Here is a 21,374-nt window from a genome sequence, read left to right on the forward strand (position 1 = left end):
ATAAAAACAATAAGATAAATTGGCAGTTCACTACTGCCGATTCAAGGATAAAATTAAAAAGACTTTATCCGTCAATTTACGATTAACATAACACTAGTTTGATATGAATCGTATAAAACGTTATTTGCTCCTGTACTTCAGGAACCTTCCCCACCTTCCCATTCATCTGGTCTTACTGGTTGATTACTTATTTTTACTGGTTGCATTTGTGGGAGGCTATCTGATTGTTTACCCCTCGGTTCCCGATTGGGATAGTCTGATTAGCATGTACGTGTATGGCAGTTGCTATTTGGCACTGATGGTATCCTTTATGAATTGGAAGAAGTCATTTAAGGGTGTCATCCGGCAAACCACCCTTCAGGAAGTCATCCAATTGACTTGGATTCATTTTAATGCATTCCTCGCTTTCTTACCCTCGTATTTCCTCTTAACTCAAGTGGCCGGGCTGGAATCCATCGGGATCGCTGTGTTTGTGTTGAGCAGTTCCCTGTCCTATTCTTTTCTGATGGCCTACCGATTACTGGTCAAACAATTTTTTTGGAACAATAAAATCCGTCGCAGCCGTGAAATGCATGTGCTGCTTTATGGAGCAGGGGAGATTGGAATTTCGGTATATCAGCTGCTGTTGAGGGATTTTGGTACGCGGTATATCAACCACGGCTTTATCGACGAAGACCCAAAAAAGAAGGGAAAATACCTCATGGGCGTAAAAATATACGACAGCCTGGATGCAATGGACCACCTGATGCAGCAATACCCAATCCAGGAATTATTCATTTGTACGGGGCAGTTATCTCCATCACGATTGGAATCTATATATGAGCTCTGTTATGCCCGGAACGTGCGCGTAAAACGAACGCCCGATCTTCGCTATTGGAAGGACGGACAAGTTACCGTATCGGACATACAGCAGATACGAATGGAAGAGCTGTTGGGTCGACAATCGATTGCGATTGACCAGCAGCATTTGGTCGGGGAATTTGACGGACAGGTAGTGTTGGTAACTGGCGCGGGAGGATCGATCGGCAGTGAGTTGTGTAGGCAATTGGCGACGTATCGTTTGCGGAAGCTGCTCCTGGTTGATCAGTCAGAATCGGCCCTGTACGATATTCAACAGGAGTTGCGAAGCCGCCATCCACAACTTGAGGTCCTTGCGATTCTGGCAGATGTGCGGAGGAGAACGCTACTAGAGCCGATTTTTAGCAAAGAATTACCTGGCTTGTTGTTTCATGCGGCTGCCTATAAGCACGTTCCGATGCTCGAAAACTATCCCCTCCAGGCTATAGAGACCAATGTTTTCGGCACCCGAAATGTAGCGGACCTTTCTATGCAATACGGCGTTCGAAAGTTTATAATGGTCAGTACCGACAAGGCGGTTAACCCCTCCAACGTCATGGGGGCCACGAAGCGGGTCGCGGAAAAATACGTACAATCCCTGAATCAGGCAGGAAATGACGCGGCGCGCACGCGGTTCATTACGACACGCTTTGGCAACGTATTGGGTTCGAACGGATCGGTTATTCCCCTTTTCCGACGGCAAATCCAGGCCGGTGGTCCGGTAACGGTCACGGATCGAAATATGGTTCGTTACTTCATGACCGTACCGGAAGCCTGTCAACTGGTCATGGAAGCCTGCAAGATGGGAAAAGGTGGAGAAATTTTTGTGTTTGATATGGGCAAGCCAGTAAAAATCTACGATCTGGCCCAAAAGATGATTGTGATGGCGGGAAAAACACCCCATGTGGACATGCAAATTTCCATTACCGGATTGCGGGAAGGCGAGAAAATGTACGAGGAGTTGCATTCCGACCTGGAGCGGACCCTGCCGACCCATCATGCCAAGATTTGCATCGTTTCCTCGGAGAAAAGCGATCACTATTGGCTCGACGTAGAACTCAAACGGCTTCGGCATTTGTGCGGAACTGACGCAGCTGAGTATGTGCTGGTGCAGCAGCTGAAAGTACTTGTACCGGAGTTCGTAAGCAATGCCTCCCGTTTTTCGCAACTGGACCGCATTCCCGTAAAAAGGTAGATCAAAGCAGTCGATAGTAGCCGTTTCAGAGAAGATTCGCCTTTAATTTACATTAGACCTCTTTTTGTTTCTTTTTGTACACCAATATTGATATCATCTTTTAAATAAAGTACCTTTAAAACGTAATGGAAATTAGACGATGAAGCGTAGTGTGTTAATAGTGGAGGACGAGTACGAGCTGGCATTGAATTTAAAGGAGCAGCTAATCAAATTGGGATTTTCTGTTCCAGCTGTATTCAACAATGCCCGCGAGACATTGGCTTACCTGGAAGAAAACGTGGTAGACTTGTTACTGGTAGACATCATGATCGTCGGTGCCGTGGATGGGATAGAGTTGGTTAGCCAGGTGAATAAGAAATGGGATTTACCCATCGTTTTTTCAACGGCCTATGCGGACAACGAACTTTTTACGAAGGCATTGGAGGTAAACCCCGCAGGGTATTTAGTGAAGCCCTATAAGATGGATGATTTGAAAACTACGCTTATGCTTGCCTTTTCCAAAATCGATCGAATGCAAGAAACGGACGGCGGTAAGGCACCTGCTTTTCTAAAAGTTCGGGATAAAGGCTTTCTTATTTTTATTCATGCAGAGGATATCATACTGGCTCAGGCGGATGGATTGTATACAAAGATTATTACCCGTAATAAAACCTACGTTTTGCGTGATATATTAAAGGATGTAGAGGAAAGATTGCCATCCAGTTTATTTTTACGCGTACATAAATCTTTTCTTGTAAATAAAAAAGAAATTCACTCGTTTAACGGCAAAAATGCAATTGTGGGCGATTACACCGTTCCCATTCGAAGGGGATTATACAAACACCTGCACGACGTTGTCACGAAGAAAGTGAATTGATTGCTATACGATATAATCCAGGTAGACAAACGTAGCGTTATCCAAATTCTCTAATCTTCCCGATTCGCTTCCGCACATGTAGATCCCGCGGACTTCTTTAATTTTCCTGGTTTGTATAAAACTTTTTATCAGATCGTATTTGTCATTAGCGGTTAATCCTGACGGGAAATCAACGCGTATAATCCTGTACTCAGTTTTTCTATTTTGGTAATAAATCATTCCAAAAAAGATGCTGGATAATAAAACGATTCCCAGGTATAGTGATAGGATTGGTGTTATCATCGTCAAATATACTTCTACAGGACTACGTATCCAATCAAAGGAAATAAACGGATCAATTTAGCTAATAAAACGAATCATATCTAGCCAAGTCCTTTTTTGCTCATTTTCTATCTAACTTTTTTCAAATAGTGCATTTTGTTTACAAAGCGTTTCATTTTCTATTTTTATATAGGTACAAACTATGAAAAATCCCTTTCGAACAATTTGTTTTGCAGCGAAGAATCCGACGATAAATACATTGGATTCTGTGATCTTATTCACACCCCGCTAGGTACTCAAAATGGGACCGACGGGGCGAAGCTGTATCCATCAAAGAAGGTGTCTGAATATGTTATCGTTTAATTTTGTACACGTGTTGACTGGAATCCTAGTCGTTGGGACTTGTGTATCCTGTGTTTCAAACGAACGAATTACCTATTTCCAACAAAGCACCGATGGGACCCCTATTGAATTCGGAGAGTTGATCCCCTATGAGTTGACCGACTATCGCTTACAGTACAACGATATTCTCGATGTATCGGTCACTACGATGGACCAATTATTAGAAAACGGCTTTAATTTGGATCCCAATATGGGCAGCAGGGCTGGAGGGATGATGGGTGGAATGATCCAGGGCGATATCAATTACATCAGTGGCTACCGGATAGATAAAGATGGATCGGTGGATCTACCAATTCTAGGAAAGATCCAGGTAGGTGGTAGCACCGTTGTGGAGGCTAAGAAGGCCATAGAAGTTGAATTGAAAAAGTACGTTACAACAGAGGTATTTGTTCGTGTACGATTGGGTGGGATTCGATTTAGTACGTTGGGGGAATTCCGGAGATCGGGTAAGTTTGTGATGATGGAGGAACGATTGACCATTTTTGAGGCCATAGCCGCTGCCGGAGATTTGACAACGATCGCGAATCGGGACCAACTGGTCCTGATTCGCCAGTACCCTGACGGAAGTCGGATGCATCAGATCAACCTAAATGATCGAAGCATCATTAAGTCTCCTTTTTATTTTGTGCAGCCGAATGACCTGTACTACGCGGAACCAATGAAAGTGCGGGAGATAGGCGCAGGTGAGAATGCTTCCCAGTCCCTTTCGTTACTCATTTCTTCGGTTTCCGCTTTTGTATTGATCTTAAACCTTATCGTAAGATAGCGCATGCAGGTACACGAAGGCATTCCGAATGATCATAAAAGCGAGTCGAATGACGAGTTGAGGGGGCTATTGGTTCGTTTGATACGGTACTGGCCATTATTAATGGCTTGTGCGATCCTTGGGATAGGAAGTGCGCATTTTTTCAACCGGTACCTCGTCGACGTTTATCAGGTAGAAACGTCCGTGATCGTTAGTGACAAGTCGGATAATCTGTCCGGGGAGGTATTGCAGTTGGGCTCGCTTTTAGGTTCACCAATTAAGCTGGACAACGAAATCAGTATCTTAAAATCGTTATCCCTTGCCAAAGAAGCCGTGCAGGCCATGGACGTTCCGCTGCGTTTTTTCCAAAAAGGCAGATTGAAAATGTTGGATATTTATCCCATCGAGCCCTTCCAGGTCAATATAAACCAGCAAAAGACAAAGCGGATGGCTGGGGCATTTGAAGTACGATTAGTAGATGATACGACCTTTCTTATCCGCACATACGAAGCGCAGTCTTTTTTAGCATCCGTTTTTTCATTTGGAGAAAAGGAGTTTATTGAAGCGAAATTTGAAGCCGAATTGGAAATGGGGGAGCTGGTATTTTCGTTGAATTATTCGGGTGGAATGGCTGGACAGACCTATGTGTTTTCGTTGGAATCAGAAACCAGCTTATCGAACAGCCTGCGAGGCAGGCTGGGTGTCAACCTGGCAAGTCAGGGTGGTTCCGTACTCTTGGTCTCATTAAAACACGAGAACGTGCAGTTTGGGATGGATTATCTCAATCAACTGATTGAGAGCTATCTTGACCGAGAGCTTCGGTTAAAGAACCTCGCATCGGAAAACACCATTGATTTCATTGAGCAACAGCTCCGCAGTCTATCGGATACACTGGCAATTTATGAGGGAAAGTTGGAGGATTTTAGATCCTCAAATCAGGTCTATGACCTGAGCCTGGAGGGTAGTTCTATTTTCGGCCGTCTGGTTTCATTGGACGAACAAGTGGAGCAACTAAAGCAGGAAATCGTCTTTTTTAAGCGAATTAGGGATTACATGGACCGGGACTACTCCGAAAAATATTGGTTTCCTGCACTTGATTTAACCTCTGAAAAAACCCTCGGGGAGCTGGTAGGTAAATTAGCACAGGTCCAGGAGGAAATAGCCGAAATGAGCGGAAATTATCGTCCCGATAACCCAAGTTTGATGCTACTTCGGCAGCAAGTCAAAACGATCAAGAATGCAATTGATGAAAATCTGGCCAATAACATTGAGGGACGGGAAGTCCGAATCGTCGGGCTGCAGGAACGCGTGGCACTCTTGGAGAAGGAGCTAAGCAAACTGCCTGCTACCGAGCGGGAGTTGTTAGGCTTGCAGCGTCAATTTACAATTAACGAGAACGTCTATCTATTTCTTTTAGAGAAAAGTGCAGAGGTAGAAATTGCGAAAGCCTCCAATTCTCCCTCCAATCTGGTTCTTGACGAGGCGATGGTCACTGGATCGGTCTATCCCAATAGGTCTCGTAATCTCGTGTTTGGCCTAATGCTCGGGCTCTTTATTCCGGTTGCGTTGATCGGTTTACGGTTTTTTTTAAGCACGAGGATAGAAGATCCCTCTGAATTGCAGAATCTCCTGAGTAGCGATTTAATTGGTATGATTGGAAGGTCAGGGATAGATGATGCTCTCCCCGTATTCAAGCAATCCAAGTCTGGCATAGCAGAAGCCTTCCGCAACTTACGGTCCGATTTGGTATACCTGTCTCCCGGTAAAACAAACTACTGCCTTCTTTTCACATCAGGGGTGTCCGGGGAAGGAAAAACATTTGTTTCGTCCAATATGGCGGGGATTTTTGCCCTGGCGGGTAAAAAAACGTTATTAATGGGGATGGATCTTCGAAAGCCAAAGATTGCGGGCATTTTTAACCTGGCCAACGATGTGGGACTTAGCACCTGCCTAAGCAGTGCACTCGATTGGCGACGTGCCGTCAAGCCCTCTGGATTCGAACACCTGGATATCTTACTCTCGGGGCCAATTCCCCCAAATCCGGCGGAATTATTGCAACAGGAAAAACTTGACAATATCCTGGCTGAGGTAAAGGCGGAGTACGACGTGGTGGTAATGGATTGTGCCCCAGTGGGATTGGTATCCGAAACCAGGGAGCTTTTTAAACAAGCAGATGTTAACTACTTTATTTTCCGACAAAATTATTCACAAAAGCAGCAGATTGGTTTTTTAAACGACCTGGTTGCGCGTGTGAAGGGAGTTAAATTTTATGCCATCTTAAACGATGTGCATAGGCAGGTCACTGGCTATGGTTATGGCTATGGTTATGGTTATGGTTATGGTTATGGTTATGGTTATGGTTATGGTTATGGCTATTATGAGGAAAATAAAAAACCGCGTTCGTTTTGGAAACGCTGGATCAGCCGTTTCAAATAGCGCAGACTGGTTTTTTGGGGTTGTGGTGTTTTTATTTTTCGGAACTTGTAGCAATTTCAGGAGTAAGAATGGTGGGTTTGTAGAGGTATTAAATGCCGAAAATCGATCTAGATGTATCGAGTAAAGACCAGTTCTATTGGCCGCGCGATTAACGTTCGAAATTGTTTCAGCATCTGCAGGGTGATGAGGAAAGCGGTTGAAAGATCTTTATACACATCGCCTTTAATTGCTGGTGTCGTAGAAAAAAAATGGAGTAATAAATAGATGAAAGGAATCATTCTTGCCGGAGGTTCGGGGAGCAGATTGCACCCGTTGACCCTTGCGGTTTCGAAACAGTTGTTGCCGGTCTACGATAAACCGATGATTTATTACCCGCTTTCGGTACTAATGTTGGCAGGTATCCGGGATATCTTGATTATCTCTACTCCACGGGATTTACCTGCGTTCAAACGATTGTTTCGGGATGGTCGTCAATTTGGGTTGCAACTAGCCTACGCTGTTCAGCCCTCTCCGGACGGTTTGGCGCAAGCATTTACCATTGGGAGAGATTTTATAAAGAACGAAAGTGTCTGTCTGGTATTGGGGGATAATATTTTTTATGGAGCTGGGTTACAGAAGCTGTTGTTGGATTCGCGTAGAAGGGTCGAACAGGAACAATTGGCCGTCATATTTGGGTATTATGTGGATGATCCAGAAAGATACGGAGTGGCGTCAGTAGATAGGTCCGGTAAAGTAGTAGCTATTGACGAAAAACCAGCTGTCCCCAAGAGTAATCAGGCGGTTGTAGGCCTTTATTTTTATCCAAATTCAGTGATAAATGTGGCGGATGGGGTAGTACCCTCTCCCAGGGGCGAGCTGGAAATTACTTCAGTTAATCAGCATTTTCTTGGTCAGGGGCGATTACACCTACAGCAGCTATCGCGAGGTTTTGCCTGGCTGGACACGGGTACACAGGAGTCCTTGGTGGAAGCCACCGAATTTGTAAAGGCAGTAGAACATCGGACGAGTTTAAAGATCGCCTGCCTGGAGGAAATAGCATTTAGATCCGGATGGATAACTGGAGAGCAGCTACGTGAGCTGGGAGATTTTCTTGGGAAATCCTCGTATGGTGCCTATCTGAAAAAAATAGCCAATAATGTCGGGAGTAACCCTTATTGATTTACCTAAAATTCTGGATAAAAGGGGGAATCTGACTTTTCTCCAAAACTCCGATCAATTTCCGTTTGAGATCCGTAGGGTTTTCTGGACGTACGATGTGCCAGGAGGGGAGACAAGGGGCGGACATGCCTATCACAAGCAGGAGGAGCTGATTATTGCGTTGAGTGGTAGTTTTGATGTTTCGGTCACGGATCGATTTGGAAACACAGTTGATTATTCGTTAAATCGTTCGTACTACGGCCTTTACCTACCACCTATGAATTGGAGGTTTATGGGCAATTTTTCTACAAACGCCTTGGGATTACACCTATCCAGCGCTGTTTTCGACCCAGACGATTATATCCGGGATTTTGAATATTTCTTATCCTGTACCAAATGAGAGACACCCAGGTCTTTGACTGTACCTTGCTTACATTGGCGAAAAACCACACCGAAAAGGGAAACATTACAGCGGTGACGAACGAAAGGGATGTTCCCTTTGCTGTCGAGCGCGTTTACTACCTTTACGATGTCCCTGGCGGGGAGGCACGAGGAGGCCATGCACACCGTAACCTACAGCAGTTAGTCGTTGCGGCTAGTGGGAGTTTTGATTTGATCATCGATGATGGTTGTGTGAAGCGAACCTTTCACCTATCCCGTCCCTATGTTGGCGTTTACCTGCCTGCCGGAATATGGCGGGAGATTGACAACTTTTCTTCAGGTTCGATATGCCTCGTATTGGCTTCTCTTCCTTACGATGAAAGCGACTATATCCGGGACTACAACGAATTTGTTCAATGGAAGTTGTAGCCGTAGACAAATCCTTATATACCCAGCACGTACACCAACGAGCGGGACTCTTTCATACTGCAGACTTTGCAGCATTTAATGCAGCTAAAGTGGAAGCCGTTCATTACCTCTTGTTTAAGGATTCCAGATTTCGCCTGGGCCTTATCCTTGGCAGCAGTGGAACAGAAGCAAGGTCCCCATTCTCCGCTCCATTTGGAGGATTCTCTCCGATTCAGGAGGAAGTGAAAGCAGCCGTAGTAAATGATGCGTTGCATGCACTTGAAAAATGGTTAAGTAAACATGGATACCGTAAAATTACCATGGTGCTTCCGGCGCTATATTACGATGGGAGGTTTTTGACCCGAATGATCAACGGTTTATTTGTTTCAAGGTATCGAAGCGAACAGATCGATCTGAATCACCACATGGAGCTTCCGGCCAACTTTGACCAGAATTATCCGAGGATGTTGCAGAAAAATGCCAGGAAAAATCTAAAGAATGCGTTGAAACAAGATTTTCGTTGGCAAAAGCTTCCGCTATCCGAGGCCAAGCGAGCCTATGAGGTTATCGCGGTCAACCGAAAGGTCCGTCAGAAGCCATTGCGAATGTCATTGGAGCAGGTGCTAGAAACCAGCGAACGATTTTCTGCTGATTTTTTCGTGGTGGAGTATCAGCAAACGGACGTAGCAGCAGCCATTGTATTTCCCGTAACCGCTCGGATTGTTCAGGTGATCTACTGGGGGGATAACCCCTCGTTTAGTGATCGTAGGCCGATGAATTTTCTTACCTACAAGTTATTCGAATACTATGCCAATCAATCCATATACCTGATAGATATAGGTACCTCTACCGAAAATTCGGTGCCAAATTACGGACTGTGTGAGTTTAAGGAAAGTATTGGCTGTTCGGTGAGTTTGAAATATACGTTTTCAAAGGAAGTCAGTGTTTGTAATTAATCCGGATCCGTACCTGCTGCCATCGTATCGTATCAGTCCGTTTCAGACCCATCAAATAGCACATGGGCCGGTGCACGTGGCTACTGAAAAGGCGGAGGCGTATTTTAATGAACGTTTTGGGACGGATAATTGGTTGCTGACGGGTAATGGCAGGGAAGGAATACGGCTGGCATTGGAGGAGTTGGCCGTTGAATCAGGTAGCCTTGTCACCATTCAAACCACCTCCAATAACCGGTACATCAGCGGTTGTGTCACCAATACGGTAGCTGACAAATGTCGGTGGAACCGAGAGCTAGGTAAGGAGACCGACGTTATTTTGGAAAATCACGAATTTGGAGACACTTTTTCTGAAGAGAATACCTTGATTCAGCAAGGACTAACGATTATCAATGATTGATGTATACCTTTTTATGGTCAGAATTCGGAAAAATATCTTCGGCGAGTATAGATACTACTCGATACAGTTAATTAAAAGTTGGTCGAATATTAACACCCTTTAGTTTGGTAAATTGTCGCTGAGAATAAAATATAATAATATTATTAAGGGTGTTATTTTTATTAGAGAATGTAAGGTGATTTTTATATATAGGTTTGAGCATTCAGATAATCATTTTTTAAATTATTAAATAGTGATAAATAATCTATTTTTCTCGTTTAATTTAGTTACATTAATTGTTATATTTAAATTACTTTTTTATGTGTTATAAACGTTTTTGAAACGAAAATATGTTAATTTTACCGGATCGATTTCGGATGATTTCTATGGAAATATCTAATTTCAAATAAATAATATGTTTTATCAAGATACGGATAAAATCATTTTAGTTACCTTCGATAATTTTTTTTTCGGACTTTCTTTTTTTTGGTTAGAGGATGCGGAGTTGTCGAAGTTAATTGATCTTTCGGATTTTAGCTTAGAGACCCATGAAAAATGGTTTGCCTCTTTAAAGACAAAAGATGATTATAAAGTCTGGGGTATATTATTGAACAACGAACCAATTGGAGTATGTGGGTTGAAAAATATTTGCAATGGGCAAGCGGAATATTGGGGATACATTGGAGAAAAGAAATATTGGGGCAAGGGGGTAGGAAAGTTGATATTAGGTAGCATTGAGAGGACTGCAAAAAACTTTGGGATCAATATACTAAATCTGAAAGTTAACAAAAGGAACGTAAGAGCGGTCAAATTATATTATAATTGTTACTTTAAATTGAAACAGGAAACTGACGTTTATTTTATTATGTCTAAGGAAATTAAATGAGATTTTGTCAGCTGGCAGCTATTTCTTTTTATAAAGTAAATATTTAATCATTTCATCTTTAGGTGTTGCTATTAGTGGATGTAACATAATAAGTAAGAAATAGAAATAATTTTATAAAAAAAATCGTAAAAAAACTTTTTAATTGAAAAGCTACCTGTTTAGATAGCAAAATGAATATAATTTTTTAAATTAAAATTCAGTCGTAGACAAAAATAATGATCATCAAGGGCTTATCGAATATCTTTAAATATGTAAAGCGGTATACGTAACACCGTTAATAAGCTCCTTTGAATACAGTTTGAGTATGTAGGTCAAACTGTTTATATTACTAACAGGATACTTAACTTTGCCATATTTCCTAACCTTACCAAAAGAGACATTGATTATTTCAGGTTTGTTGTGTCCCACTTTATCAAACAGCAATGATTACTTACCAAATTGACTTAGGCGAAAACGTGGATATACACCATAGTTCAAAGGTGAATAATGTAACGGTAGGAGATCGATGTCGAATTGCGTTCAACGTGAATATATTCGGTTCTCCAGAATCTCCCATGTCCATTGGAGACGATTGCTATATCGGCCCGTACTGCTTTTTAGAAGGGTTTAATGCGCGGGTCACCATTGGAAAAAACGTGAGTTTTGCGCAACGAATAACATTGATTTCCGGTTCGGCTCCAAATGCATCAAAAAAATTACAACGAATCTTTCCTGCTATTGATGGTCCTATTCATATCGGCGATGATTGTTGGATCGGTGCGCATAGCGTGATCATGCCGAATGTGACGTTGGGTACCTGTTGCATTGTAGGAGTAAATAGTTTTGTTAACAAATCGTTTCCGGACTATTCAATAATTGGCGGCTGTCCGGCCGTTTTGATCCGGCGTTTGACAGAAGACGAAATTCAGCGCTTAGATGATTAAATTTTTGGACCTTCAGGCGGTTAATGCCTGCTACGCAGACGAGTTGAAAGCGGCCGCTGCCAGGGTAATCGATTCCGGCTGGTACCTGATGGGACAGGAGCTAGAGCAGTTTGAAAAAGCATTGACAGGATATGTAGGCAGCAAATACGCCATAGGTGTTGCCAACGGGCTGGATGCCTTGCGCTTGATTATGAAAGCCTACATAGAGTTGGGGGTGCTGAAGGGAGGGGATGAGGTGCTGGTTCCGGCCAATACCTTTATTGCCAGTATTTTAGCCATCACGGATAACGGCTTGGTTCCAAGGGTGGTAGAGCCCAATGCCCACACCTATCTAATGGAAGAAAAAGGATTGGAAAATTACCTGTCGCAGAAAACCAAGGCACTGCTGGTGGTACACCTGTATGGACAGGTAGCCTGGTCGGAGCGGATGCATGATTTTGCTAGAAGGCATGGCCTCAAAGTAATCGAAGACAACGCACAGGCCATCGGTGCATGCTGGAAGGGGATTGGAACAGGAAATCTGGGCGATGCGGCGGCATTCAGTTTTTATCCGGGAAAAAATCTGGGCGCATTGGCTGACGCCGGGGCGGTGACAACCTCTGATGAAGAACTGGCAACGGTTGTCCGTGCCTTGGGAAATTATGGCAGCCAGGAAAAATACCACAACGATTACCGAGGGCTCAATAGCCGCATGGAAGAGCTACAGGCCGCTTTTTTATCGGTGAAGTTGCGCTACCTGGATTCGGAAAACTCCCGTAGAATTGCCATAGCGCAACGGTATATCGGCGAAATCGATCAGCCACTACTCCAATTGCCTGCGGTTAACCCGGTAGAAAATCCCGCGGGGCGATTGAGCCATGTTTGGCATTTGTTTGTAATACGAAGCCAGTTTAGGGATCGGCTGCGCGATTATTTACAGGATCATGGCATTCAAACAGGCATCCATTATCCGATTCCGCCCCATCGGCAGAAAGCCTATGCCGGGTATTTCCCTCGCTCCCTACCCATTACGGAGGCTATGCATCGCGAAGTCCTCAGTCTGCCTATTAGTCCGGTGATGAGGGATACAGAAGTGGACCATGTAATTTCCACGATCAATTCATTTTAACGCTACATGAACAGAAACGAACGTATTCAGGATTGGGATTTGATCATCGAGGGGAAGACATCCTTATTCGATCTAAAGTTTAACGATGTTTGGCAGTACCGGGATCTCCTGGCACTCCTGGTTAAGCGGGATTTTATCAGTTTTTACAAACAAACGGTCTTTGGACCGCTCTGGTTTTTTATTCAGCCCTTGTTTACGATGATCGTGTATACTTTCGTCTTCGGAAATCTTGCCGGCATTAGTACGGATGGTCTCCCTCAGCCCCTGTTTTACCTGGCAGGTATTACTGCATGGAGCTATTTTGCAGATTGCCTTACCAAAACGAGTACCGTATTCCGGGACAACGCGAACATATTTGGGAAAGTATATTTTCCCCGCCTGATCATGCCCTTGAGTATTGTGGTAAGCAACCTGATTCGGTTTGGCGTTCAATTCCTTCTGTTTTTGGTTTTGTTGGCCTATTATTATGCGATTGGTGTGGAACTAGCTTTCTCATGGGTATTACTTTTGTCTCCCGTGCTGCTCGTATTGATGGCTTTATTCGGATTGGGATTGGGCTTGATTATTACGGCACTTACCACCAAATACCGCGACCTGACATTTTTAGTCACCTTTGGCGTGCAGTTGATGATGTACGGCACCACGGTAATTTATCCATTGAATGCAGCTCCTGAGAATTACAAGCCTTGGATCGCCGCCAATCCGATGACAACGATCATCGAAACATTCCGATTGGCCTTTTTAGGTGCTGGGAATTTCAGCTGGGCCTCCCTGGGGTATAGCAGTGTGGCTATTGGGGTTATTTTTATACTGGGGGTGTTGATTTTCAACAAGACCGAGCGAAGTTTTGTCGATACTATTTAAAACCAACGATGTCAAGAAAAGTAATTGAAGTCCATCAACTGTCCAAGGCCTACCAAATTGGTGAGTTCACTACCGGAACGCTGAGTAAAGATCTGGAGCGCTGGTGGATTACGCGGGTGCGGGGCAAAGAAGATCCCTTTTTGAAGGTCGGAGAGACCAATCAGCGCGATAAGCGAGGAGATTCCAATGTGGTTTGGAGCTTACGGGATATCAACTTTAGCATCGATCAGGGTGAAGCGGTGGGTATTATCGGTAAAAATGGCGCAGGGAAAAGCACCTTACTTAAATTACTTTCACGGGTGACAGCGCCCACAGCGGGAAATATCAAAGTCAAGGGGAGAATCGCCTCCTTATTGGAGGTAGGGACCGGTTTTCACCCGGAGCTCACCGGTCGTGAAAACATTTATCTAAATGGAGCGATCCTGGGGATGCGCAAGCGGGAGATTTCCCGCAAACTGGAGGAGATCGTCGATTTTTCCGGGGTGGAGCGCTACATCGATACGCCGGTAAAGCGCTACAGTTCCGGGATGTACGTGCGGCTTGCTTTTGCGGTGGCCGCTCATTTGGAAAGCGAGATCCTGATTGTAGATGAAGTGTTGGCGGTAGGGGATGCGGACTTTCAGAAAAAGTGCCTGGGAAAAATGGGAGAGGTAAGCAAGGGCGAGGGGAGAACGATTCTATTTGTGAGTCACAATATGGCGAGTGTAAAGGCACTTTGTAGCCGCGCAATTCTGCTGACCGACGGGCAGATTTCTATGAATCGAGACACTTCATCCGTCATAAAAAGCTACTTGAATGATCCCAGGTCTGTGCCATTGGAGCGAGATTTTCTTCGTGACCCAGCAATTCGACGGGGTAATGGTGAAGCCAGATTTGCCGAGATCCTTGTAAACGATGGAGTGGAATTCATTGATCCCTCCAAAACGATCAGTATTCAGTGCACAATACAGGTGCAAAAGGTTATCGAGTCACTTTTTTTCACACTAATGTTGAGGGGTAGAGAGAGTTCGGAGCCAATCGGTGCTTCGAGAATGATTCCGGTAAGTAAAGAAAATCTTGAAGCGGGTACCATTGTGTCTTTCACAATATCTCTACCACCAGGCTTGCTCAGGACAGGGATGTATCCCGCCTATTTCTGGATTGGTAAACCGAGGAAAATCATTGGAGAGCACTATCCTTATGATGTGGTAGATTCTCGGTTTTACCTCAATTGCGTATCCGATAAGGATGAGTATGAACTTGGGTATAACCCTTCGGATCCAGTCGGGTTTTTTACCATTGACACGAAAATGAGAAATTTGAATATAGATCAATATGTTATCAAATAAGTCAGTTTTGATCACAGGCGGGACGGGGTCGCTCGGGAAAGCCCTCACGAACTATCTTTTTGCGCACCACCCGGAAATCAAGCGATTGGTTATTTACTCCCGGGACGAGCAAAAACAATTTGCGATGGCACAGGAATACCCAGTCGACCGGTATCCTCAGATTCGGTTTTTTATTGGGGACGTTCGGGACAGGGATCGACTGATCCGGGCCATGAAAGGCATTGATTATGTAGTGCACGCCGCAGCAATGAAGCACGTTCCTATAGCGGAGTACAATCCGGACGAATGCGTAAAGACGAATATCACCGGAGCTCAAAATGTAATCGACGCTTGTTTGGACTCATCCGTTGAACGGGTTGTTGCGCTTTCTACAGACAAGGCTGCTGCTCCCATAAATCTGTATGGGGCGACCAAGCTTGCTTCCGACAAGCTTTTTGTTGCAGCAAATAATATTCGGGGTTGGAATCCAATACGATTTTCAGTTGTCAGGTACGGCAACGTGATGGGCTCCAACGGTTCGGTCATTCCCTTTTTTTTGAAAAAGCGTGCAGAGGGCGTGTTGCCAATCACAGACCTGAGCATGACCCGATTCAATATATCGCTACGGGGTGGCGTTGAGATGGTGATGCATGCCTTGGAGCATGCCTGGGGAGGGGAAATTTTTGTACCCAAAATCCCCTCGTATCGCATTACGGATGTGGCCGAGGCCATCGCACCCGATTGCGAGCTCAGAGTGGTAGGCATTCGTCCGGGTGAAAAACTACACGAAGAGATGATCACCAGTTCGGATTCCTTTTATACCTGGGATCTGGGGAGGTATTATACCATTTTGCCTGCTACCCATAAATGGAATCTGGACGAGTATGTAAGCCACTTCCATGCTACCCGGGTTCCTTTGGGTTTTCGCTATAATTCGGAACAGAACTCCGAATGGGAGACTGTAGAAAGCTTGCGGAAGCTCATTAAATTACATGTCGAACCGGCCTTTTCTGCATAAGGGATGAATGCAATACCGTACGGAAAACAAAACATCACGCAGTCAGATATCGATGCGGTGGTGGACGTACTCAAGTCCGATTATTTGACACAAGGTCCATTGGTACAGCAGTTTGAGGAAGCATTTGCCGAATATGTAGGTGCCAGGTATGCGGTGGCCGTGGCCAATGGTACGGCAGCCTTGCATTTGAATGCGGTGGCTTTGGGCGTGCAACCAGGAGATAAAGTCATTACCACCCCGATTACCTTTGCGGCTTCAGCCAATTGTATCAGGTATTGCGGTGGCGAAGTGGTATTTTCCGATATTGATCCCCACACCTATTTGTTAGACATAAACGCAGTTAGGCAATTGCTGGAGGCGTCACCTAAGGGGACCTATCAGGGCATTATTCCGGTAGATTTTGCTGGAAGAGCGGTAAACTTAGAAGCATTCCGACAATTGGCCGATGCGTTCGGTCTTTGGATCATTCAGGATTCTTGCCATTCACCGGGGGGCTATTTTATGGATAGCAAAGGTGAAAAGCAACATTGTGGGAACGGTAACTTTGCAGAATTGGCTATCTTTTCCTTTCATCCGGTAAAACACATTGCGGCAGGAGAAGGCGGGATGATTACCACCAATGATGCATCGCTCTACCAAAAACTCCTAACCCTCCGAACGCATGGCATCACACGGAACGATTCCTTATTCCAAAATTCCATCGCCTTTGCTTCCGGAGGGAATCCATCGCATTTCCCGGAGAGCCAACAGGTCTATCCGGGCTGGTACATGGAAATGCAAAACTTGGGATACAATTATCGATTGACGGATTTCCAAGCTGCTTTAGGGTTAAGCCAGTTAAACAGGGCGCATAATGGACTGATGAGAAGGAGAGAAATAGCTAAAAGATATTTTGAGGCTTTTCAAGATCAATGGTTTATTAAAGGTCAATCAGGAGTGGCGGAAGGCCATGCGTACCATCTGTATGTACTTGAAGTTGAAAACCGTTTAGGTCTTTACCAGTACTTGAGAGAAAATAAAATTTATGCCCAGATCCATTATATCCCTGTTCACCTGATGCCGTATTACAGACAATTTGGTTGGAAAGAAGGGGACATGCCTCATGCGGAGGTATACTATTCCCATTGCATCAGTTTGCCAATGTATCCTACCCTGAGCAGCGAGGAGCAGGGCTTTATTATTGAGTCAGTGACTGATTTTTACCATGCGTAATTTGTGCATCATCCCTGCCAGAGGAGGGAGTAAACGAATCCCTCGAAAGAACATTAAAAAATTTCTAGGTAAGCCTATTATTGCCTATTCCATTGACGCCGCATTAAAGTCCCGATTGTTTGCAGAAGTTATGGTTTCTACCGATAGTGAGGAAATAGTTGGGGTGGCGAATAGTTTTGGAGCAACCGTTCCTTTTATGCGTAGTATTAAAAATGCGGATGATTACGCCACTACCCTAGACGTGGTGAAAGAGGTGCTGGTCGCATACCGAGATATGGGGAAGACATTCGATAACATTTGCATCCTGTACCCAACTGCACCTTTTGTAACGGCTGCAAGGCTGAAAGAAGGCTACAATCTTTTGGAAACAAATAATGCGTCCATCCCGGTTACAGCATTTTCCTTTCCGGTATGGAGGGCTTTTAGAATAGAAGCCAAGCGGCTCGCGTATCAGTGGCCTGAACATGAAAAAAGTCGCTCGCAAGATTTAGAAACATTATATCATGATTCTGGACAATGGTATTGGATTAAACGGGATTTTATCAAGGATACATTAGTGCCTGGAAAGACAGCCGCGGTATTCCTCGATCCCATGGAGGTACAAGATATTGATACGCTGGAAGATTGGGAGTTGGCTGAATTGAAGTTTCAAAAAATGGTTCAAAACAAGAAGCGTGAGCACCTATAAGTCCCTTAACAAATAAGTCGTTGATCTGGCGGTTAAAAACTAAGCCAAGAAAAAAGAGAGCACATTACCCTTCCAGTTCATCCTGCTTAACAGTTTTGTACGAAACGAATCACTAATGCCAATTCAGGGGATTCAAGAATGCCTGTAAACACTCCCAGTGACTATGCCCAAGCGAGTCTACTAAAGTTGAAATTAGGTGATGTTTGTAATTTAGAACGTATTCTTTATTTAAAACAGCAGTATCCTTGGCTTTTTGAGCTCAATAAAGGTGTACTACAAAAAAATAGCTCCGAAAATATGGAGGAGCAAATTGATGTCATAAAAAAATAAGCCTGGAAACAGGCTATACCAAAGTTTTTAACCTGCTTGATTCACTATCTTATGGTGCAATCTCACTCGTTTCAGAACCTGAGTGAGCAAGAGTTAGCCATGGTGCTCGAATGGAGAAACCATCCTTTAATTAGAAAGTGGATGAATACCAGCGAACGAATTTCATGGGACTCCCATTTCCAATTTGTAGCCTCTTTGAAGCTAGACCAAAAACGGGCTTGTTATTTGGTTAAAGAAGATTCTCGATTTATTGGGGTAATTCAACTTAATAACATTGATACTAATACCGTTAATGACTTTGGTATGTACGTGAATCCCGAGTTACTGAAGCGAGGAGCTGGTATGCGATTGGGATTTTACGGTGTTCAATATTCATTCTCAAATTTGGGTTACCATAGCCTTTCTTTTATAGCCAAGCGAGAAAACAAGGATGCGCTAAAGTTGTGGCAAGTATTCGGTATTAAACAGGTCGGCGAATCAAATGGTGATAGTGTCCATGGTCGCTTACTTCGTAAGGATTTTTTGACTCGTCCACAGGAATTTAAAGATTTTAGACGGTTTAATTCATAAGGCTGTATGACTAGAAGGTATAAACTATTGAATCAACAAGTCTTTGAGTCAGGTAAATACCGACTCGTCCCCATACGTCATGAAGATCGCTATGCCATTATGCAATGGCGCAATGAGCAGATTTACCATTTGCGGCAAGCTGAACCGTTGACCAAAGAAAAGCAAAATTGGTATTTTGAGAATGTTGTGGATCAACTGTTCGACCAAGAACAACCCGATCAAATGCTGTTTAGTTTTTTAGAAGGAGAGGAGTGTATTGGTTACGGGGGATTGGTGCACATAAATTGGGTCGATCGTAATGCTGAGGTTTCCTTTATCATGAATACGGACCTAGAGAAAGATGGGTTTAGTTCAAATTGGGGTATTTACTTAGAGCATTTGGAGAAAGTTGCTTTTGAAGCATTGAAATTCCACAAACTCTATGTTTATGCTTTTGACATTCGGCCTCACTTATATCAAGCACTGGAATCCAACTCCTATTTTTTAGATGCCCGTTTAAAAGAACATTGCTACTTTTTAGGGGAATACATCGATGTGGTGATTTACGCTAAATTAAATCCCGCAAGATGAAGATCGCATTATTGATTTCGGGCGGTTTAGGATTAAAGGTCTTTGATTTTTTAAAAACTAGGGTCACTATTTCTGCCATTCTCACAGACGGTAATTCAGAGGCAATCATATCACAAGCAGGTAAAGAAAACATATCCTGTTTTGTAGGAAAACCCAGGAAAGGTAAGGCTCAAAATTTCATTGCAGACAAAGAGATCGATCTATTGCTATCGATTAATTATTTATTCCTCATTGAAAAAGACCTGATAGCTTGGCCAAAGCGTGCAGCGGTTAATTTTCATGGATCTCTCTTACCTAAGTACAGGGGCAGAACACCGCACATTTGGGCAATCATTAACAATGAGGATAAAACTGGAATCACCTGCCACTTTATTTCTGAAGGATGTGATGAAGGGGATATCATTCTGCAAGAAGAGGTAAGCATTGCACCAAATGATACCGGTGCGATGCTGCTTGGTAAATTCTATGAACGTTATCCAAGTCTGGTGACAAAGGTGATTGAATTAATCCAAAAAGGTGAGGTTAAAGCTTCAAAGCAGGATGAAGAGTTGGCTACCTTTTTTGGCAAACGCAAACCGGAAGATGGAGCGATCAACTGGAATTGGCAGAAGGAACGCATACGGAATTGGGTACGAGCACAAGCCCACCCTTATCCGGGAGCTTTCACGCATATGCTTGGAAAAAAGGTGATTATTGATGAAGTAGCGTTCGATAATTACGGATATCGAGATGAGTACCCCAATGGTTTGATATTGTCTATAAATCCCGTTAGGGTTAAGACGCCTAATGGTGTTGTTCGCTTAACAACTATTCGAGAAGGCAACGAGCACTTACGACTAGAAAGTATTTTGAAATCATGAAGATAGGACATAAAAACGTGGAAGATGATGGTGTTTTCATCATCGCAGAATTATCAGCCAATCACAACGGTAGCCTAGAAACGGCATTGGAAACCATTCGGGCTGCGAAGCGCAGCGGTGCAGATGCTATAAAACTGCAAACCTATACTGCAGATACATTAACGATAGAATGTGATAAGGACGATTTTATCATTAAGGCGGGTAGTATATGGGATGGTAAAACATTTCACGAATTATATCGAAGCGCTTTCACCCCTTGGGAATGGCATCAAGCACTATTCGATTGCGCTAAGGAAGAAGGATTGACTTGCTTTTCATCTCCTTTTGATAAAACAGCAGTGGATTTTCTGGAAGGCTTAAACGCACCGGCGTATAAGATTGCTTCTTTTGAAATTACCGACATTCCTTTAATCGAATATGTGGCATCCAAAGGCAAACCCATCATTTTGTCCACCGGTATAGCAGGTTTAGAGGATATTGAATTGGCCTTGGATTCATGTCGCAGAATGGGTAATGACCAAATTGGATTATTGAAATGCACCTCCAGCTATCCTGCTCCCATAGAAGAAGCCAATATGGCCATGATTCCTGAGTTTAAGGAGCGTTTCGGGGTGGTCCCTGGTTTATCCGATCATACCCTTGGCAACACGGTTCCGATAGTAGCCACGACCTTAGGTGCCAAGATCATTGAAAAGCATTTTATACTAGATCGCTCTATTGGCGGACCCGACGCTTCTTTTTCCATGAATGAGGAGGAATTCACCGCCATGGTCAAAGCAGTGCGGGAAGCGGAACAAGCAGTTGGCAAAGTATCTTATGAACTCACCGAAAAACAAAAGAAAGGCAAAGATTTTTCGCGTTCATTGTATGTGGTAAAAGATATTAAAAAAGGGGAGTTAATTACGGAAGAGAATGTGCGGAGTATTCGTCCGGGATTTGGAATGCATCCGAAGGAGCTAAAAACAGTTATAGGCAAGAGATTTCTAATTGACGTAGAAAAAGGATCAAGGTTAGAATTATCTGTGATTGTTTAGATTCTGTCGATTTA

At 43.8% G+C, this 21,374-nt stretch carries 21 protein-coding genes; all 21 read left to right on the plus strand.

The genetic code is table 11. From position 1 onward, the window contains the following. The first annotated feature begins 103 nt into the window (after positions 1 to 103). On the plus strand, positions 104 to 2,032 hold the full coding sequence (locus GCU44_RS06695) for a polysaccharide biosynthesis protein (RefSeq protein WP_154855334.1): 1,929 nt from the start codon (positions 104 to 106) through the stop codon (positions 2,030 to 2,032). A gap of 139 nt (positions 2,033 to 2,171) precedes the next feature. Further along, entirely contained in the window at positions 2,172 to 2,888 is a 717-nt protein-coding gene (locus GCU44_RS06700; RefSeq protein ID WP_154855336.1) for a LytR/AlgR family response regulator transcription factor, read from the plus strand. A 634-nt stretch (positions 2,889 to 3,522) separates the two neighbouring features. After that, entirely contained in the window at positions 3,523 to 4,317 is a 795-nt protein-coding gene (locus tag GCU44_RS06705) for a polysaccharide biosynthesis/export family protein (protein WP_241684864.1), read from the plus strand. 3 nt (positions 4,318 to 4,320) lie between these two features. Next, complete coding sequence (locus tag GCU44_RS06710; protein ID WP_154855340.1) at positions 4,321 to 6,732, plus strand: GumC family protein; 2,412 nt, start codon at positions 4,321 to 4,323, stop codon at positions 6,730 to 6,732. Between the two features lie 264 nt (positions 6,733 to 6,996). After that, complete coding sequence (rfbA, locus tag GCU44_RS06715) at positions 6,997 to 7,890, plus strand: glucose-1-phosphate thymidylyltransferase RfbA (protein WP_154855342.1); 894 nt, start codon at positions 6,997 to 6,999, stop codon at positions 7,888 to 7,890. Further along, complete coding sequence (locus tag GCU44_RS06720; protein ID WP_154855344.1) at positions 7,868 to 8,269, plus strand: sugar 3,4-ketoisomerase; 402 nt, start codon at positions 7,868 to 7,870, stop codon at positions 8,267 to 8,269. Before rfbA ends, GCU44_RS06720 begins: the two co-directional genes overlap by 23 nt. Further along, on the plus strand, positions 8,266 to 8,679 hold the full coding sequence (locus tag GCU44_RS06725) for a sugar 3,4-ketoisomerase (RefSeq protein WP_154855346.1): 414 nt from the start codon (positions 8,266 to 8,268) through the stop codon (positions 8,677 to 8,679). Before GCU44_RS06720 ends, GCU44_RS06725 begins: the two co-directional genes overlap by 4 nt. Further along, the gene (locus GCU44_RS06730) at positions 8,667 to 9,614 is read left to right on the plus strand and encodes a hypothetical protein (protein ID WP_154855348.1); all 948 of its coding nucleotides are present in this window, start codon (positions 8,667 to 8,669) and stop codon (positions 9,612 to 9,614) included. Before GCU44_RS06725 ends, GCU44_RS06730 begins: the two co-directional genes overlap by 13 nt. Continuing rightward, positions 9,601 to 10,011 carry a hypothetical protein gene (locus GCU44_RS06735; RefSeq protein ID WP_154855350.1) on the plus strand — a complete coding sequence of 137 codons (411 nt, stop codon included), beginning with the start codon at positions 9,601 to 9,603 and terminating at the stop codon, positions 10,009 to 10,011. Before GCU44_RS06730 ends, GCU44_RS06735 begins: the two co-directional genes overlap by 14 nt. Before the next feature lie 394 nt (positions 10,012 to 10,405). Continuing rightward, positions 10,406 to 10,876: a GNAT family N-acetyltransferase gene (locus tag GCU44_RS06740; protein ID WP_154855352.1), complete on the plus strand. Its 471-nt coding sequence runs from the start codon at positions 10,406 to 10,408 to the stop codon at positions 10,874 to 10,876. Positions 10,877 to 11,298: 422 nt separating this feature from the next. Next, complete coding sequence (locus GCU44_RS06745; RefSeq protein ID WP_154855354.1) at positions 11,299 to 11,799, plus strand: acyltransferase; 501 nt, start codon at positions 11,299 to 11,301, stop codon at positions 11,797 to 11,799. Further along, complete coding sequence (locus tag GCU44_RS06750; RefSeq protein ID WP_154855356.1) at positions 11,792 to 12,907, plus strand: DegT/DnrJ/EryC1/StrS family aminotransferase; 1,116 nt, start codon at positions 11,792 to 11,794, stop codon at positions 12,905 to 12,907. Before GCU44_RS06745 ends, GCU44_RS06750 begins: the two co-directional genes overlap by 8 nt. A 6-nt stretch (positions 12,908 to 12,913) precedes the next feature. Then, the gene (locus GCU44_RS06755; protein WP_154855358.1) at positions 12,914 to 13,771 is read left to right on the plus strand and encodes an ABC transporter permease; all 858 of its coding nucleotides are present in this window, start codon (positions 12,914 to 12,916) and stop codon (positions 13,769 to 13,771) included. A gap of 8 nt (positions 13,772 to 13,779) precedes the next feature. Continuing rightward, positions 13,780 to 15,099, plus strand: coding sequence for an ABC transporter ATP-binding protein (locus GCU44_RS06760; protein ID WP_154855360.1), 1,320 nt, complete (start codon positions 13,780 to 13,782; stop codon positions 15,097 to 15,099). Beyond that, entirely contained in the window at positions 15,086 to 16,096 is a 1,011-nt protein-coding gene (gene pseB, locus GCU44_RS06765) for a UDP-N-acetylglucosamine 4,6-dehydratase (inverting) (RefSeq protein WP_154855371.1), read from the plus strand. The genes GCU44_RS06760 and pseB overlap by 14 nt, the downstream gene beginning before the upstream one ends. A gap of 3 nt (positions 16,097 to 16,099) precedes the next feature. Further along, positions 16,100 to 17,308, plus strand: coding sequence for a UDP-4-amino-4,6-dideoxy-N-acetyl-beta-L-altrosamine transaminase (pseC, locus tag GCU44_RS06770; RefSeq protein WP_154855373.1), 1,209 nt, complete (start codon positions 16,100 to 16,102; stop codon positions 17,306 to 17,308). Continuing rightward, positions 17,301 to 17,996 (plus strand): pseudaminic acid cytidylyltransferase, encoded by a 696-nt coding sequence (gene pseF / locus GCU44_RS06775; protein WP_154855375.1) that lies wholly within the window; start codon positions 17,301 to 17,303, stop codon positions 17,994 to 17,996. The genes pseC and pseF overlap by 8 nt, the downstream gene beginning before the upstream one ends. A gap of 381 nt (positions 17,997 to 18,377) precedes the next feature. After that, on the plus strand, positions 18,378 to 18,896 hold the full coding sequence (gene pseH / locus GCU44_RS06780; protein WP_262885313.1) for a UDP-4-amino-4,6-dideoxy-N-acetyl-beta-L-altrosamine N-acetyltransferase: 519 nt from the start codon (positions 18,378 to 18,380) through the stop codon (positions 18,894 to 18,896). 27 nt (positions 18,897 to 18,923) lie between these two features. Then, positions 18,924 to 19,466, plus strand: coding sequence for a GNAT family N-acetyltransferase (locus GCU44_RS06785; protein ID WP_241684865.1), 543 nt, complete (start codon positions 18,924 to 18,926; stop codon positions 19,464 to 19,466). After that, on the plus strand, positions 19,463 to 20,326 hold the full coding sequence (locus tag GCU44_RS06790) for a methionyl-tRNA formyltransferase (RefSeq protein WP_154855381.1): 864 nt from the start codon (positions 19,463 to 19,465) through the stop codon (positions 20,324 to 20,326). Before GCU44_RS06785 ends, GCU44_RS06790 begins: the two co-directional genes overlap by 4 nt. Next, positions 20,323 to 21,360 carry a pseudaminic acid synthase gene (gene pseI, locus GCU44_RS06795; protein WP_154855383.1) on the plus strand — a complete coding sequence of 346 codons (1,038 nt, stop codon included), beginning with the start codon at positions 20,323 to 20,325 and terminating at the stop codon, positions 21,358 to 21,360. The genes GCU44_RS06790 and pseI overlap by 4 nt, the downstream gene beginning before the upstream one ends. Positions 21,361 to 21,374 lie beyond the last annotated feature (14 nt).

Origin of the sequence: Cyclobacterium xiamenense (assembly GCF_009467825.1) — a bacterium.
Lineage (GTDB): Bacteria > Bacteroidota > Bacteroidia > Cytophagales > Cyclobacteriaceae > Cyclobacterium > Cyclobacterium xiamenense.

Bases quoted from the DNA above. Each gene is read 5' to 3' on its own strand.
- GCU44_RS06695 (WP_154855334.1), top strand. From the start codon at position 104: ATGAATCGTATAAAACGTTATTTGCTCCTGTACTTCAGGAACCTTCCC.
- GCU44_RS06700 (WP_154855336.1), top strand. From the start codon at position 2,172: ATGAAGCGTAGTGTGTTAATAGTGGAGGACGAGTACGAGCTGGCATTG.
- GCU44_RS06710 (WP_154855340.1), top strand. From the start codon at position 4,321: ATGCAGGTACACGAAGGCATTCCGAATGATCATAAAAGCGAGTCGAAT.
- rfbA (WP_154855342.1), top strand. From the start codon at position 6,997: ATGAAAGGAATCATTCTTGCCGGAGGTTCGGGGAGCAGATTGCACCCG.
- GCU44_RS06720 (WP_154855344.1), top strand. From the start codon at position 7,868: ATGTCGGGAGTAACCCTTATTGATTTACCTAAAATTCTGGATAAAAGG.
- GCU44_RS06725 (WP_154855346.1), top strand. From the start codon at position 8,266: ATGAGAGACACCCAGGTCTTTGACTGTACCTTGCTTACATTGGCGAAA.
- GCU44_RS06730 (WP_154855348.1), top strand. From the start codon at position 8,667: ATGGAAGTTGTAGCCGTAGACAAATCCTTATATACCCAGCACGTACAC.
- GCU44_RS06740 (WP_154855352.1), top strand. From the start codon at position 10,406: ATGTTTTATCAAGATACGGATAAAATCATTTTAGTTACCTTCGATAAT.
- GCU44_RS06745 (WP_154855354.1), top strand. From the start codon at position 11,299: ATGATTACTTACCAAATTGACTTAGGCGAAAACGTGGATATACACCAT.
- GCU44_RS06750 (WP_154855356.1), top strand. From the start codon at position 11,792: ATGATTAAATTTTTGGACCTTCAGGCGGTTAATGCCTGCTACGCAGAC.
- GCU44_RS06755 (WP_154855358.1), top strand. From the start codon at position 12,914: ATGAACAGAAACGAACGTATTCAGGATTGGGATTTGATCATCGAGGGG.
- GCU44_RS06760 (WP_154855360.1), top strand. From the start codon at position 13,780: ATGTCAAGAAAAGTAATTGAAGTCCATCAACTGTCCAAGGCCTACCAA.
- pseB (WP_154855371.1), top strand. From the start codon at position 15,086: ATGTTATCAAATAAGTCAGTTTTGATCACAGGCGGGACGGGGTCGCTC.
- pseC (WP_154855373.1), top strand. From the start codon at position 16,100: ATGAATGCAATACCGTACGGAAAACAAAACATCACGCAGTCAGATATC.
- pseF (WP_154855375.1), top strand. From the start codon at position 17,301: ATGCGTAATTTGTGCATCATCCCTGCCAGAGGAGGGAGTAAACGAATC.
- pseH (WP_262885313.1), top strand. From the start codon at position 18,378: ATGGTGCAATCTCACTCGTTTCAGAACCTGAGTGAGCAAGAGTTAGCC.
- GCU44_RS06790 (WP_154855381.1), top strand. From the start codon at position 19,463: ATGAAGATCGCATTATTGATTTCGGGCGGTTTAGGATTAAAGGTCTTT.
- pseI (WP_154855383.1), top strand. From the start codon at position 20,323: ATGAAGATAGGACATAAAAACGTGGAAGATGATGGTGTTTTCATCATC.